At 63.9% G+C, this 14,371-nt stretch carries 9 protein-coding genes and 1 tRNA gene; 5 read left to right on the forward strand and 5 right to left on the reverse strand.

Annotation, left to right across the window (positions count from 1 at the left end; translation table 11 throughout):
* Positions 1–134: 134 nt before the first annotated feature.
* Positions 135–227, reverse strand: a tRNA-Ser gene (locus HNQ60_RS01885).
* 126 nt (positions 228–353) lie between these two features.
* On the opposite strand from HNQ60_RS01885, the gene mltF reads away from it, so the two are divergent.
* A complete protein-coding gene (gene mltF / locus HNQ60_RS01890; protein WP_184329323.1) occupies positions 354–1,733 on the forward strand; it encodes a membrane-bound lytic murein transglycosylase MltF in 1,380 nt (459 codons plus the stop codon).
* A gap of 27 nt (positions 1,734–1,760) precedes the next feature.
* Here mltF and tagH read toward each other — a convergent pair whose 3' ends face one another.
* Complete coding sequence (tagH, locus tag HNQ60_RS01895) at positions 1,761–3,212, reverse strand: type VI secretion system-associated FHA domain protein TagH (protein WP_184329324.1); 1,452 nt, start codon at positions 3,210–3,212, stop codon at positions 1,761–1,763.
* Between the two features lie 121 nt (positions 3,213–3,333).
* Between tagH and HNQ60_RS01900 the strand changes: the two genes are divergently transcribed.
* Positions 3,334–3,663 carry a DUF1820 family protein gene (locus HNQ60_RS01900; protein WP_184329325.1) on the forward strand — a complete coding sequence of 110 codons (330 nt, stop codon included), beginning with the start codon at positions 3,334–3,336 and terminating at the stop codon, positions 3,661–3,663.
* A 183-nt stretch (positions 3,664–3,846) separates the two neighbouring features.
* Positions 3,847–7,743, forward strand: a complete 3,897-nt coding sequence (purL, locus tag HNQ60_RS01905; RefSeq protein WP_184329326.1) for a phosphoribosylformylglycinamidine synthase — start codon at positions 3,847–3,849, stop codon at positions 7,741–7,743.
* Between the two features lie 96 nt (positions 7,744–7,839).
* On the opposite strand, the gene HNQ60_RS01910 is transcribed toward purL, so the two are convergent.
* The 3 genes from HNQ60_RS01910 to ettA form a co-directional block, all read right to left on the reverse strand.
* Positions 7,840–8,505: a cation/multidrug efflux pump gene (locus tag HNQ60_RS01910; protein WP_184329327.1), complete on the reverse strand. Its 666-nt coding sequence runs from the start codon at positions 8,503–8,505 to the stop codon at positions 7,840–7,842.
* Between the two features lie 70 nt (positions 8,506–8,575).
* Positions 8,576–10,090 (reverse strand): histidine ammonia-lyase, encoded by a 1,515-nt coding sequence (gene hutH / locus HNQ60_RS01915; RefSeq protein ID WP_184329328.1) that lies wholly within the window; start codon positions 10,088–10,090, stop codon positions 8,576–8,578.
* Positions 10,091–10,191: 101 nt separating this feature from the next.
* Entirely contained in the window at positions 10,192–11,868 is a 1,677-nt protein-coding gene (gene ettA, locus HNQ60_RS01920; protein ID WP_184329329.1) for an energy-dependent translational throttle protein EttA, read from the reverse strand.
* 84 nt (positions 11,869–11,952) lie between these two features.
* Here ettA and HNQ60_RS01925 point away from each other — a divergent pair, with 84 nt between their 5' ends.
* Both HNQ60_RS01925 and glyA read left to right on the forward strand, forming a co-directional pair.
* Positions 11,953–12,909 carry an acetoin utilization protein AcuC gene (locus HNQ60_RS01925; protein WP_322096829.1) on the forward strand — a complete coding sequence of 319 codons (957 nt, stop codon included), beginning with the start codon at positions 11,953–11,955 and terminating at the stop codon, positions 12,907–12,909.
* A gap of 198 nt (positions 12,910–13,107) precedes the next feature.
* Complete coding sequence (glyA, locus tag HNQ60_RS01930; protein WP_184329331.1) at positions 13,108–14,367, forward strand: serine hydroxymethyltransferase; 1,260 nt, start codon at positions 13,108–13,110, stop codon at positions 14,365–14,367.
* The last annotated feature ends 4 nt before the right edge of the window (positions 14,368–14,371 follow it).

Here is a 14,371-nt window from a genome sequence, read left to right on the forward strand (position 1 = left end):
GAAGTGTGGTGCCGCGCCGCCAGGAATGTAAAGCGCGCCGGATTGGACCGGCAGGGCCGCGATCGGTTCGGTGGGAGCCACAAAGACCCACAAACGACAAAGGCCCTCCGTTTCCGGAGGGCCTTTCATGTAAGTGGCGGAAGGGGAGGGATTCGAACCCTCGTAGGGCGGTTATGCCCTCAACCGATTTCGAATCGGTGCCGTTGTGACCGCTTCGGTACCCTTCCGCGCGAGGGCGCGCATTCTATACCAGGCCGGGCGCAAGACTGTAGGCTGTGCGCAATCTTTAGCGGCTGAGGTAGCCGGATCTTGTTCACATTCTGGACCCAGGTCCCCCGAAACGGGGGGCGCCGTTGAAGATTGCCCTGGCAATCGTCGCGCTCCTGCTCCTCGGGACCTGTTCTCAGCCGCCTTCGGTGCTGGACGAGATCATGGAGGCGGGTGAGCTGCGCGTCGTTACCCGCAACCTGCCCAGCACCTATTACCTCGGTGCCTCCGGGCCGCAGGGGCCCGAATACGAGCTCGCCAGCCAGATGGCGGCCGAGCTGGGCGTCCGGCTGTACATTTATTCCGTTCCCAACGTCGGCGACGTCGTTCGCGAGCTCGCGCTGAAGCGCGCGCATATCGGAGCTGCGGGATTGACCCGTGGCATGAAGCTGCCGCCGGAGCTCGCATTCGGACCTCCCTATCAGCAAGTCAGGGAACACCTGATCTACCGGCAGGGCTCGACGCGGGCCCGGAATCTGCAGCAGACCGTCGACTCGCATATCGAAGTGGTCGCGGGCAGCGCGCATGCGGCATCGCTCGAAGCTTCGCGATTGCTCGTTCCCAAGCTTTCCTGGGTCGAGAACGCGGCGACTGAGACGGAAGAACTGCTCTATCGGCTGTCCCGGCGCGAGATCGACTACACGGTTGCGGATTCGAACGAGTTCGCGATCGGACGTGCTTTCCATCCCGACATCCGCATCGCCTTCGATCTGACGGGCGGCAAGGCGCTCGCATGGGCGGTCGACGCGCGGGATCCCAGCCTCTTGCAGCGAGTCATCGCCTTCTATGCGTCGGCGAAAGCCGAAGGCCGGCTCGCTTCGATCCTCGACACTTATTACGGCGACGTCGATCGCTTCGACTACATCCAGGCCCGCGTCTTCATCGACGACATCGCCGAGCGCCTGCCGCAATACCGTCACTGGTTCAAGGAGGCGGCTGCCCAGGTCGGCATCGATTGGCGCTTGCTGGCCGCGATCGGCTACCAGGAATCGCATTGGGTGCCGACGGCGACTTCGCCCACAGGCGTTCGCGGCCTGATGATGCTCACTGAAGAAACGGCACGGGGTCTCGGTGTGCAGGACCGTCTCGATCCACGTGAAAGCATCTTCGGCGGCGCGCAGTATTTCCTGCTCGTCCGCAACCAGATCCCGAATCGCATCCTCGAGCCTGATCGCACGTGGATGACGCTTGCCGCTTACAACGTCGGGCTCGGACATCTCGAGGACGCACGAATCCTCACGCAGATCCATGGCAAGAACCCGGACTCATGGAACGACGTGCGCGAGCACCTGCCACTGCTCACGCAGTCGAAGTGGTACACGCAAGTGAAGCGGGGCTACGCGCGCGGATGGGAACCCGTGCGGTTCGTGGACAACATCCGCAGCTACATCGACATTCTGGATTGGGTGGCGGCGGATTCAGGACCGCCGGCACAGAGAGGGACAGGCGATCCGGTGATCGAGTGATCACGTGAGCCTCAGGGGATCACGCCATCACTTTTTCTTCTGCGCCCTCTCGGCGTAGGTGCGCGCCAGCTCTTCGGCGAACACGATCGGCAGACCCTGCTCATTGCGCTGATTCAGTGCCTGGTAGAACTCGCCGTAGAGATCCCAGTACTTCATCTTGTTGGCGGCGCCGAGCAGTGAGCCGCGCTTGAGGCCGCGATCGAAGCGTTCCTGGAGCTCGCCGGGCTCGATGCGATTCATGAATTCATCCATGCCGGCCTGCATCGCCGTCATCAGCGAGTTGTGATGGGCGCGCAGGTCCGCGAAGGAATCGCGGATCGCGTCGACCGGCCCGAGATAGCGGCTGCCGTGCGGGGCGAGCAGCTTGAGCAGCGCTTCATCGACGCTCGGCGAGAACTTCAGCGGATTGTTCTCGGCCGGCTGAATCATCGTCTGCGACAGGCGCATCTTGTCCTTGACGTCGGACCGGACCTTGAGCGTCTCGGTCAGGCCCATCACTGTCTCGCGCAGCAACTGACCGGCGAGCGTCAGCAGTGCGACCTGGGCGTCGGAGGGCAGGGCTGAGGGATCGATGCCCGCGCCGCGGCAGAATGCATCGACGCCGCCATCCACGTGATCGCCGGCCCGTCGCGACCGTTCAGGATCGCGGGGTGCAGGCGTCGGGGCTGGCGCAGCGGCCGGCTTCGGCGGTGCGGGGGGAAGTGTGGGGGCTGCGGCTGGTGCCGCCTTCGGTGCCAGCGATGCGGGAGTGAGAGCTGCCAGCGTGCGACGATCGTACGGACGCGTCTGCATCTGCCAGTCGTCAGACTTCTTGCCGTGTGCGACCGTCCGCTCGCCTTCGTCCTGGGTCAGGCTTTCGAGCAGGGAATTGAATCCACCCTGGGTCGCTGCTGGCGTCGGCTTTGCCGCGGCGCGAGGGTCCGCCGGCGCGGCCAGCTCCAGATCGTCGGTGAGCACGAACGGATCGGGTTTGAGTCCCGACTTCGTCACCGGCGCCGGCACGGGTGCCGGGTCGTTCATCAGGAACGAGTCGCTCAGGAGGTCAGTGATGTCGAGCTCTTCGCCCAGATCTTCGGGAGGTTCAGGCGCCTTGGTGCCGTTGCGCACCCGCTTGGGCGTCGGCAACTGGCCGGTGGCATCCGAAGGGAAATCGTTGCGCTCGTCGATGCTGACCAGCAGCTCATAGTCGCCCAGGCGCAGGCGGTCGCCGTCCTGCAGGGAATAGGGACCTTCGAGCGAAGCGGGGGTATCCGACCCGTTGATGAACGTGCCGTTGGTGCTGGTGTCTTCGAGAACCCACTTGCCGCCCCGGAAGCCGACTTTCACATGGTGGCTGGACACGTATCGATCCGGGTCCGGCAGCACCCAGTCGTTATCCTGCGCACGCCCGATCCGGCCGCCGGTGACACCGAACAGCTGCGAGCTGCGCTTGCCGAGCGCCTTGTAATGGTCGCTGATGACTCTCAGTTTCAGGGCCATTGGATGAGGGATTCCTGCAGCCGCCGTCGCATGAACAACCCGATCCGGACCAGGCCTTTAAGGCCGGCGGACCGCGCTATGTAATATGCTCCCAGCGTACCAACCCCCGTAGCCCCCAGATATGGCAACTGTTCACATTTTTAAGGTCGTTTTCGTCAACCAGGGCAAGGTCTACGAGATCTATGCCCGCAAAGTCAGCCACGGCTCGATTTTCGGTTTCATCGAGGTCGAAGAGCTCGTGTTCGGAGAGCGTTCGACGGTGGTCCTGGATCCTTCGGAAGAAAGGATCAAGTCCGAGTTCGAAGGGGTGAAACGCACCTATCTGCCGATGCATTCGGTGCTCCGGATCGACGAAGTCCGCAAGCAGGGCGTCAGCAAGATCAGCGTGCTGGAAGGCGGCTCGAACGTCGCGCCGTTTCCGGTGCCGATGTATACGCCGGAGAAGAAGTAGCGAGGAAGCGACGAGCGACGAGCTGCGAGCGCGAACAACGGCACCACGAGTAGCCGGGGTTCCGACTTCCGGTCCCCTGGCTCGCCGCTCACCGCTCGCAGCTCGCCGCTTCTCCCTGTATCATCCCCTCCCGTATTTTCTCTCGCGGCTCGCGCTTTCCGCGGGCCGACTGGCTCCTCAAGAATGCTGACACTGACTGGCGCGCCTGCGCTCTCTGACTTTCGCATCAGCAAACTCCTGGCCGCGGTCCGCGCGCGGCATCCACAGATCGAGTCCCTGGGTTCGCGCTTCGTGCACTTCGTGCAGACGCGACGCGATCTCACGTCCGAAGAGCGGCGCGTCGTCGAGGCGTTGCTGACGTACGGACCTCGCTCCGACGCTGAGGCTTCGGGCACGGCCGCGTCGCTCGTCATCATTCCCCGGCCTGGAACCATTTCGCCGTGGTCGAGCAAGGCAACGGACATCGCGCATGTCTGTGGGCTCGACGCGATTGAGCGTCTCGAGCGCGGAATCGCTTTCTGGGTGCGCGCTTCCATGCCGCTCGATGCGCAGACGCTGCGATCGATCGCGCCATTGCTGCACGATCGGATGACCGAAGCCGCCGTCCTTTCTTTCGACGAAGCGGCGCAGCTGTTCTCGCATGAGCAGCCTCGTCCGCTCGCGACCGTTGCGTTGCTCGCTCGCGGGCGCGCGGCTCTCGAAGATGCGAATCGGCAGTTGGGTCTCGCGCTTTCCGCGGACGAAATCGACTACCTCGTCGAAAGCTTCAACAAGCTCGGCCGCGATCCGACGGATGTCGAACTGATGATGTTCGCGCAGGCGAACTCCGAGCATTGTCGGCACAAGATCTTCAATGCGGACTGGCTCATCGACGGCGAGCGGCAGAAGAAGTCGCTGTTCTCGATGATCCGCAACACGCACGAGCTCAACCCGCACGGGGTGCTCTCGGCGTATCGCGACAACGCGGCCGTCATCGAAGGCCCCGTCGGCAAGCGGTGGTTCCCGGATGTGGGGACGCATCGTTACGAGTCGAATGAGGAGACGATCGACATCCTGATGAAGGTGGAGACGCACAATCATCCGACCGCCATTTCTCCGTTCCCGGGCGCTTCCACGGGTTCAGGCGGCGAGATTCGCGATGAGGGCGCGACCGGACGCGGCGGCAAGCCGAAAGCCGGGCTCGCGGGGTTCTCCGTCTCGAACCTTCGCATCCCCGGCTTCGAACAGCCCTGGGAAAAGGATCACGGCCGGCCGGCGCGCATTGCCTCTGCGCTCGACATCATGATCGAGGGTCCGCTCGGCGCCGCTGCGTTCAACAACGAGTTCGGCCGGCCGAACATTCTCGGTTACTTCCGGACCTTCGAGCTGCAGGCGGACAGCGGGCAGCGCGCAGGTCTTCGCGGCTATCACAAGCCGATCATGATCGCGGGCGGCGTCGGCAACGTCCGGCGCATGCATGTCGAGAAATCCGATGTCGTGCCGGGCGCGAAGCTGATCGTGCTCGGCGGACCGGCGATGCTGATCGGGCTGGGCGGCAGCGCAGCTTCGTCCGTCGGCAGCGGCACCAGCGCCGAGGATCTCGACTTCGCATCCGTGCAGCGCGGCAATCCTGAAATCCAGCGCCGCGCGCAGGAAGTGATCGACCAGTGCTGGGCAATGGGCCAGCGCAATCCGATCCTTCTCATTCACGATGTAGGCGCTGGCGGCCTGTCGAACGCCATCCCGGAATCGATCGATCACAGCAAGCGCGGCGGTCGCATCGACCTGCGCAAAGTGCCGTCGGACGAGCCGGGCATGTCGCCGCTCGAGATCTGGTGCAACGAGGCGCAGGAGCGCTACGTGCTCGCCATCGCGCAAGACCAGCTCGATACGTTCGCAGCGATGTGCGAGCGCGAGCGTTGTCCGTACGCAGTGGTTGGCGACATCACCGACGATGGCTGGCTGAAGGTCGCCGATCCGAAACTGAAAGCGTCACCCGTCGATGTGCCGCTCAACGTCATTCTCGGCAAGCCGCCGCGCATGACGCGCGACGTGAAGTCGATCCCGGCTTTGAGCGATGGCTTCGATACGACGGGCATCGATATCCGCGACGCGGCTTATCGATTGCTGCGCTATCCCGCGATTGCGGACAAGACCTTCCTCATCACCATCGGCGATCGTTCGGTCGGCGGCATGATCAGCCGCGATCCGTTCGTCGGTCCGTGGCAGGTGCCGGTGAGCGATGTGGCGGTCACTGTGAGCGACTACACGTCGAACTCGGGCGAAGCGATGGCGATGGGCGAGCGCACGCCGCTCGCGTTGCTGGACGCCGCGGCTTCGGGGCGAATGGCAGTCGCTGAGGCGGTCACCAACATTGCCGCAGCGGACATCGAGAAGATCTCCGACGTACGCCTGTCCGCCAACTGGATGGCTGCGTGCGGCGAACCCGGTGAGGATGCAGATCTCTACGCAACAGTGAAGGCTGTCGGCGAGGAATTCTGTCCGGCCCTCGGGATCACGATCCCGGTCGGCAAGGACTCGCTGTCGATGAAGACCACCTGGAACGATCGCGGAGCGCAGCGAAAGATGGTGGCGCCGCTGTCGCTGATCATTTCCGCGTTCGCTCCCGTGAAGGACGTGCGTCGCACGCTCACACCGCAATTGCGAACAGACCAGGGTGAGACGCGGCTGGTGCTCGTCGATCTTGGTGCGGGTCGCAATCGACTCGGCGGGTCGTGTCTCGCGCAGGTCTATGGCCAGCTCGGCAGCAATGCACCTGATTGCGAAGATCCTCAGGTACTGAAGTCGTTCTTCGCGGCGATCACTGAATTGCGGGCCGGTGGTCTGCTGCTGGCATATCACGACCGCTCGGATGGCGGCTTGTTCGCCACGCTCGCCGAGATGGCCTTCGCCGGGCGCTGTGGCATTGACGCTGACATCGGTGGCGATGCGGGCAGCGCCGCTCAGCGACTCTTCAGCGAAGAACTCGGCGCCGTGCTCCAGGTTCGCGAGCGGGACGTCGCTGCCGTCAACGCGGTGCTGGCGAAGCATCGTCTCGCATCGATCTGCCATACGTTCGGCAAGGTCACGAATGAAGATCGCGTGCGATTGCGTGCTGGCACCGCGACAGTGCTCGACGAGTCACGCACGGACCTGCGTCGTGCCTGGTCGGAGACCAGCTATCGCATGGTTGAACTGCGCGACAACCCGAAGTGCGCGGTCGAGCAGTTCGAGACTGCGGTTGATCCGCAGGACCCGGGCCTGAACGCCCGGCTGACGTTCGACCTGCAAGCCGATATCGCCGCGCCATTCATCGCAAAGGGTGCCCGGCCTAAAGTGGCAATCCTGCGCGAGCAGGGCGTGAACAGCCACGTCGAGATGGCGGCAGCGTTTCATCGCGCCGGTTTCGAACCGTTCGACGTGCACATGACGGATCTGTTCGCGCAGCGAACGCAGCTTCAGGATTACCTCGGCCTCGTGATCTGCGGCGGCTTCTCGTACGGCGACGTGCTCGGCGCAGGCGAGGGTTGGGCGAAGTCGATCCTGTTCCATTCGCGATTGCGCGATGAGTTCACCGCATTCTTCGCCCGCACGAACACCTTCTCGCTCGGTGTCTGCAACGGCTGCCAGATGATGTCCGCGCTGAGCACGCTGATTCCCGGAACGCAGCACTGGCCGCGTTTCGTGCGCAATCGTTCCGAACAGTTCGAAGGTCGCCTGAGCCTCGTCGAGGTCATGAAGTCGCCGTCGATTTTCCTCAAGGGCATGGAAGGATCGCGGATGCCGATCGCGGTCGCACACGGCGAAGGACTGGCTGAATTCCGCTCGCCTTCCGATCTGATGGCGTGCGCGGACACGGGACTGCTGTCGCTGCGCTTCGTCGACAATGCGGGTCGCCCGACCGAACGCTATCCCGCGAACCCGAACGGCTCGCCTCAGGGCATCACGGGCATCACGACGCCGGATGGACGCGTGACGCTGGTCATGCCGCATCCGGAGCGCGTCTACAGAACCGTGCAGAATTCCTGGCATCCGGACGAATGGGGCGAGGACAGCCCGTGGATGCGGATCTTCAGGAATGCGAGAGTGTGGGTGGGGTGAATCTGCCTGTGGGTCCGACACTAGTCGGACGTCAGGCCGAAGGCCCGCGGATCGCTGGCGCGATGACGTCCGGCTAAAGCCGGACCCACAACCAGGTCACTCGTCACCGACCATCTTCATCTTCGCCACCGCGTCCGCCGCCGGATTCAGTGGCCGCGCAATCAGTCCTGATTGCGTGATCGACACCTGGTAACGCGCGCCGTCGGCCATCGGCATGTACGTCGCGCTGCCGTAAACCGCGTCCACGAACGGCAGCCAGCGCGGGTGCTCCGTCGACACCTGCCACAGGTCGATACCCGGGTTCTCGCTCAGCGCGTACACCGTTCGCGTTGCATGCCGTTCCTGTTCGATGTCGCGATAGCGGCCGCCGACGCGCTCGAGTCGATACTGCGCATCGAGGCCCAGCAGGTTCGCCCAGCCTTTCCATTTGAGCACGCGGGCATCGAGCTGCCATTCGTCGCCCGCGAGCATGAAAATCTGCATCTCGCCGCCGGGCATTTCGGTGAGCGTCGCGCGGTAGCTCTGGGGCCCTCGGCCTTCGAACACGATCTCAGCGACCGGTCGTTCGTAGGTCAGCCGCGCATAGGTGTGCATGTTCAGCGAGACGACGAAGAACAACCCCGCGCATGCAAGCAGGAGGAATCCCATGAGAGCAGTGCCGCCCGCAGCGAAGAATCTCGCGCGCAGCAGACGCTGACAGGCAAGGATCAGCAGCAAGCCGCCGAAAATCGCGATGATTAGCGCAATGGCGTCGGAGTTCATTGGGAGAGGCGGTTGGCGGTTAGCGGTTGGCGGTTAGCAAGAGTAGGAGACGGATCCGATCACTTCTCACTCAATCCTTCAGGAAGTTGCTCAGGTCGCCGCGCTCGATCAGGTCCGCCAGCACGGCGATATCCTTGTCCAGCCGGTGATCGTATGGACGGTGCTCCACGTAACGACGCACGAAGGCATGCACTTGTTGCAGGCTATCCGTCGTCTTCAGGGGTGTCAGCTTATCGATGGCGTGAGCGGCGGCAAGCAACTCGATCGCAAGAACGTGGGCGGTGTTCGTACAGATGCGACGTAATTTGTAGCCGGCCCACGGTGCCATGCTCACGTGATCTTCCTGCCCCGCGGAAGTCGTGACGTTGTCCACCGACGCGGGATGCGCAAGCGTGCGGTTCTCCGAGGTCAGGGCGGCTGCGGTGACGTGCGCGATCATGAAGCCCGATTCGAGTCCTGGCTCCGTCGTAAGGAACATGTTGAGCGCGGGGTTCACGCGGCGGTCGAGCAGGTCGGTGCGTCGCTCTGAAATGCTCGCGAGTTCCGACACCGCAATGGCCAGGTAGTCGCTGAGCATCGCAAGCGGTTCGGCGTGGAAGTTTCCGCCCGAGAGAATGTCGTTGCCGAAGATCAGTGGATTGTCCGAAACGCCGTTGATCGCGGCGCCCAGAACGTTGCGGCCATGGTCGAGAGCCGCCTCGACGGCGCCGAACACCTGCGGCATGCAGCGCACCGCATATGGATCCTGCACGCGATCGCAGTTCTCGTGATCGCTGTGAATCGCGCTGTCGGTGAGCAGAACGCCGAAGCGTCGCGCGATTTCGATCTGGTGGGGCAGGCGGCTCGCCTCGTGAATACGTCGATCGAAAGGCGTGTAACTGCCCGCGAGGCCGTCGACGGTGAGTGCTCCGACGACGACAGACGCATCGATGAGCGACTCGGCACGGAAGAGCCCATCGAGCGCGAGGGTGAGACTGAGTTGCGTCCCGTTGATCAGCGCGAGTCCTTCCTTGGCCTCGAGCGTCAGCGGTGCGAATCCGGCGGCTTCGCAGACGGCGGGACCTTCGAGCCGTCGCTCGCCCCGCATCGCTTCGCCTTCGCCGATGAGGCAAAGCGACATGTGCGCGAGCGGTGCGAGATCGCCCGATGCGCCGACCGAGCCGCGTTCGGGAATGATCGGCAGCACGTCGGCGTTCAGCAGGGCGATCAGACCTTCGAGGACTTCATGGCGGATGCCTGAGAAACCGGCCGCCAGGCTGTTGATCTTCAGCAGCAGCATTCGCCGCACCAGAGGCGCACGCAGTGGCGCGCCGACGCCGGTGGTGTGGCTGCGCAGAAGGTTCAGTTGCAACTGGCGCAGCTGATCCGAAGAAATCCGCTTGTTGGCGAAAGCACCGAAGCCCGTCGTGATGCCGTAGCTCAGCCGGTCCGTGCGAACAGCCTCGCGAACGACATCGATGCTCGATTGCATTTGCGCTCGCGCTGAGGGCGCGAGCTCGACGCGCGGTCGCTCGTTCTCGAACGTGCGCAGGTGTGCCAGCGAAAGATTCTTCCCATCGAGATACAGGGTGCGCGCGGAGCTCATGGGCGAGAGCTTACTGCCGATGACCCCGAGTGACGATAGCGACGAACGTCGAGAGTGCGTTGCATACACTCTGGCCGTTCGTCACCTCCTCGCTTCTGTGATCACGCCTCCAGTTTCTTGTACCGGATGCGATGCGGCGAATCGGCATCGTCGCCCTTGCGACGGCGCAGGTCTTCTACGTATTCCGCGTAGTTGCCTTCGAACCAGACGACTTCGCTGTTGCCTTCGAACGCGAGGATGTGTGTGGCGATCCGGTCCAGGAACCAGCGATCGTGCGAGATCACGATCGCGCAGCCGGGGAAACTGAGCAGCGCTTCTTCGAGCGCTCGCAGTGTTTCGATGTCGAGGTCGTTCGTCGGTTCGTCGAGCATGAGAACGTTGCCGCCGGACTTGAGCACCTTGGCCAGGTGCACGCGGTTGCGTTCGCCGCCGGACAACTCACCGATGACCTGCTGCTGCTGCGTGCCGCGGAAATTGAACCGGCCGACATAGCCGCGCGACGAAGTTTCGTAGTTGCCGACCGTGATCATGTCCAGGCCGCCGGAGATTTCCTGCCAGACAGTCTTCGAATCGTCGAGCGACTGGCGCGACTGATCGACGTATGCGAGCTGCACCGAGGGGCCGAGCCGCAGTTCGCCGGAATCCGGCTTCTCCTGGCCCGTCATCATGCGGAAGAGCGTCGTCTTGCCGGCGCCGTTCGGGCCGATGACGCCGACGATGCCGCCGGCCGGCAGATTGAAATTCAGGTTGTCGAACAGCAGGCGATCGCCGAAGCCCTTCTTCAGTGCCTTGGCTTCGATCACGAGGTCGCCGAGGCGCGGGCCCGGCGGGATGTAGATTTCATTCGTTTCGTTGCGCTTCTGGAATTCCTGCGACGACAGTTCTTCGAAGCGCTGCAGACGCGCCTTGCTCTTCGCCTGGCGTGCCTTGGGATTCGCACGCACCCACTCGAGCTCGCGCTCGAGGGCTTTGCGCAGCGCTTCCTGCTGCTTCTCTTCGGTCGCGAGGCGCTTTTCTTTCTGGTCGAGCCAGGAAGAGTAGTTGCCTTGCCACGGAATGCCGTGGCCGCGGTCGAGCTCGAGAATCCAGCCGGCGACGTTGTCGAGGAAGTAGCGATCGTGCGTAACGGCGATGACCGTACCGGGATAGGCTTCGAGATAGCGTTCCAGCCAGGCGACAGATTCGGCGTCGAGATGGTTCGTCGGTTCGTCGAGCAGCAGCATGTCGGGCTGCGATAGAAGCAGGCGGCAGAGAGCAACGCGGCGGCGTTCGCCGCCGGAGATCTTCGTGACGTCGGCATCCCACGGCGGCAGGCGCAATGCGTCAGCGGCCACTTCGAGCTTGCGCTCCAGTTCCCAGCCGCCTTTCGCGTCGATGGCATCCTGCAGCTTGGCCTGCTCTTCGAGCAGCTTGTTCATTTCGTCTTCGCCGAGCTCGGGATCGGAGAACCGATCGCTGACGGCGTTGAAGCGATCGATCAGCGACTGCACGTCGCCGACGCCTTCGATCACATTGCCGCGCACGTCCTTCGTCGCATCCAGTCCTGGCTCCTGCGAAAGCAGGCCGATCTTGATGCCGGGCTGCGGTCGCGCCTCGCCGTCATGTTCCTTGTCGACACCGGCCATGATCCGCAGCAGCGAGGACTTGCCCGAGCCGTTGAGACCGAGCACGCCGATCTTGGCGCCGGGGAAAAAGGACAGGGAAATGTCGCGCAGGATGACCCGCTTCGGCGGGACCACCTTGGAGACGCGATTCATCGTGTAAATGAACTGGGCCATTCGCTCTGCTCGGCTGGACTGGGGAGGGGGCGGATGATACCGGGAGTTGACGGTTGACAGTTGACGGTTGACAGTCGCCGCTCTGTGACCCCATCTCCCAAACCCGTCCTCCTCGTCGCCGGCGAGCAGATCGCCCGGTACGGGTTCCCTGACGGCCATCCTTTCGGGCCTGACCGCCACGAGGCGTTCATGCGCGAACTGCAGCAGCGGGGGCTCGACCAGAAGGTCGTGCGCGGCAAGCCACGCGAGGCGACGCGGGAGGAGCTCGAGTCGTTCCATACGCCCGAGTACATCGATCTCGTCCAGAGCCGCTCCATCAGCGGGCTCGGGTTTCTCGACGGTGGTGATACGCCTGCCTGGAAGGGGGTTTTCGAGGCGGCGAGCCATGTCGTCGGCGCGACTCTCAATGCTGTCGACGCCGTCATGGAGGGCAGGGCGGGGCGCGCCTTCATCCCGATCGCGGGATTGCACCATGCGGCCCGTCGCAGCGCCGCTGGATTCTGCGTGTTCAACGATTGCGGCGTGGCGATCGAGCAATTGCGTCGCAAGCATGGGCTGCGGCGGATCGCCTACGTCGATATCGACGCCCATCACGGCGACGGCGTCTTCTACGCGTTCGAATCCGACCCCGACCTGCTGTTCGCCGACCTCCACGAGGACGGCCGCCATCTGTACCCCGGCACGGGTCGCGACGACGAGACGGGGCGCGGTCCGGCGGAGGGGACGAAGCTCAACATCCCGTTACCGCCGGGCGCCTCGGATGAGGCATTCCAGGAGGCCTGGTCGCGGGTCGAGGAGTACGTCGAAGCCGGGCGTCCGGAATTCATCCTCCTTCAGTGCGGCGCGGACAGCGTCGACGGTGATCCCCTGACGCACATGCAATTCACGCCCGCAGCCCACAAGGTCGCCGCCGGGCGCCTGTGCGCGATCGCAGACCGTCTGGGACACGGCCGCGTCGTGGCCATGGGCGGCGGGGGCTACAACCGGCGCAACCTGGCCCGGGCGTGGAGCGGGGTGGTCGAGGCGCTGCTCGATTCCTGAGCCCACCAGGGTGGCTGGTTCGGTGCCGGCTCGGGTTCTGGCTGTGGGTCCGGCTTTAGCCGGACGTTACGCGCTGGCGCGCTCCGGACGGATGACGTCCGACCAAAGTCGGACCCACAACGGGAGCCGGCCAACCGCGCGCTGCTTCTTTCTCGTACAATCTCGGCCCTTTCCCCACGCGGTACGAGTCGCCCCTCCATGTTCCCAGCCGATCAGAAAATCGCCGGTTTCGACCCTGAGCTCAAGGCCGCCATCGATGCGGAAGTCCGTCGCCAGGAAGATCACATCGAGCTGATCGCTTCCGAAAATTATGCGAGCCCGCGCGTGCTCGAGGCTCAGGGGTCGGTGCTGACGAACAAGTACGCCGAGGGGTATCCGGGCAAGCGCTACTACGGCGGCTGCGAATTCGTCGACATCGCCGAACAGCTCGCGATCGATCGCGCCAAGAAGCTCTTCGGTGCCGACTACGCCAACGTGCAGCCGCACTCGGGATCGCAGGCGAACGCTGCTGCCTATCTCGCGCTCATCAACGCCGGCGACACGATCCTTGGCATGAGCCTCGATCACGGCGGCCACCTCACGCACGGCGCCAAGGTCAACTTCTCCGGAAAGATCTTCAAGTCCGTGCAGTACGGCATCGATCCCGTCTCTGGCGAGATCGACTACGTGCAGGTGGAGAAGCTCGCGCAGGAACATCGTCCGCGCATGATCATCGCCGGGTTCTCGGCGTACTCGCGCGTCGTCGATTGGGAACGCTTCCGCCGCATCGCTGACGGCGTTGGCGCCTATTTCGTAGTCGACATGGCGCACGTCGCAGGGCTGATCGCCGCGGGCATCTATCCGAACCCGGTTCCGTTCGCGGATGTCGTCACGACGACGACTCACAAGACGCTGCGCGGTCCGCGTGGCGGCCTGATCCTCGCGCGCGCCAACCCGGAGATCGAGAAGAAGCTGAATTCGCTCGTCTTCCCCGGCACTCAGGGCGGTCCGCTGATGCACGTCATCGCCGCGAAGGCGGTCGCGCTGCTCGAAGCGCTGCAGCCGGACTTCAAGGCCTACCAGATGCAAGTGCTGGCGAACGCGCGTGCGATGGCAGGTGCGTTGATGAAGCGCGGCTACAAGATCGTTTCCGGCGGCACCGATAATCACCTGTTCCTCGTCGACCTCATCGGTCGCGACATCACGGGCAAGGAGGCTGATGCCGCTCTTGGCCGCGCGCACATCACCGTGAACAAGAACGCCGTGCCGAACGATCCCCGTCCTCCGTTCGTCACGAGCGGCTTGCGTATCGGTACACCTGCTGCGACGACCCGCGGCTTCAAGGAAGCTGAAGTCATCGAGCTCGCCGGCTGGATTGCCGACATCCTCGATGCGAATGGAGGCGAGGACGCGGTGAATGCCACGCGCACGAAGGTCGAGGCGCTTTGCCGGAAGTTTCCGGTGTACGGCACGCGGTGAAGGG

Origin of the sequence: Povalibacter uvarum (assembly GCF_014202975.1) — a bacterium.
In the GTDB taxonomy this organism is placed as follows: Bacteria; Pseudomonadota; Gammaproteobacteria; order Steroidobacterales; family Steroidobacteraceae; genus Steroidobacter; species Steroidobacter uvarum.

Bases quoted from the DNA above. Each gene is read 5' to 3' on its own strand.
- glyA (WP_184329331.1), top strand. From the start codon at position 13,108: ATGTTCCCAGCCGATCAGAAAATCGCCGGTTTCGACCCTGAGCTCAAG.
- HNQ60_RS01910 (WP_184329327.1), bottom strand. From the start codon at position 8,505: ATGAACTCCGACGCCATTGCGCTAATCATCGCGATTTTCGGCGGCTTG.
- purL (WP_184329326.1), top strand. From the start codon at position 3,847: ATGCTGACACTGACTGGCGCGCCTGCGCTCTCTGACTTTCGCATCAGC.
- HNQ60_RS01900 (WP_184329325.1), top strand. From the start codon at position 3,334: ATGGCAACTGTTCACATTTTTAAGGTCGTTTTCGTCAACCAGGGCAAG.
- hutH (WP_184329328.1), bottom strand. From the start codon at position 10,090: ATGAGCTCCGCGCGCACCCTGTATCTCGATGGGAAGAATCTTTCGCTG.
- ettA (WP_184329329.1), bottom strand. From the start codon at position 11,868: ATGGCCCAGTTCATTTACACGATGAATCGCGTCTCCAAGGTGGTCCCG.
- tagH (WP_184329324.1), bottom strand. From the start codon at position 3,212: ATGGCCCTGAAACTGAGAGTCATCAGCGACCATTACAAGGCGCTCGGC.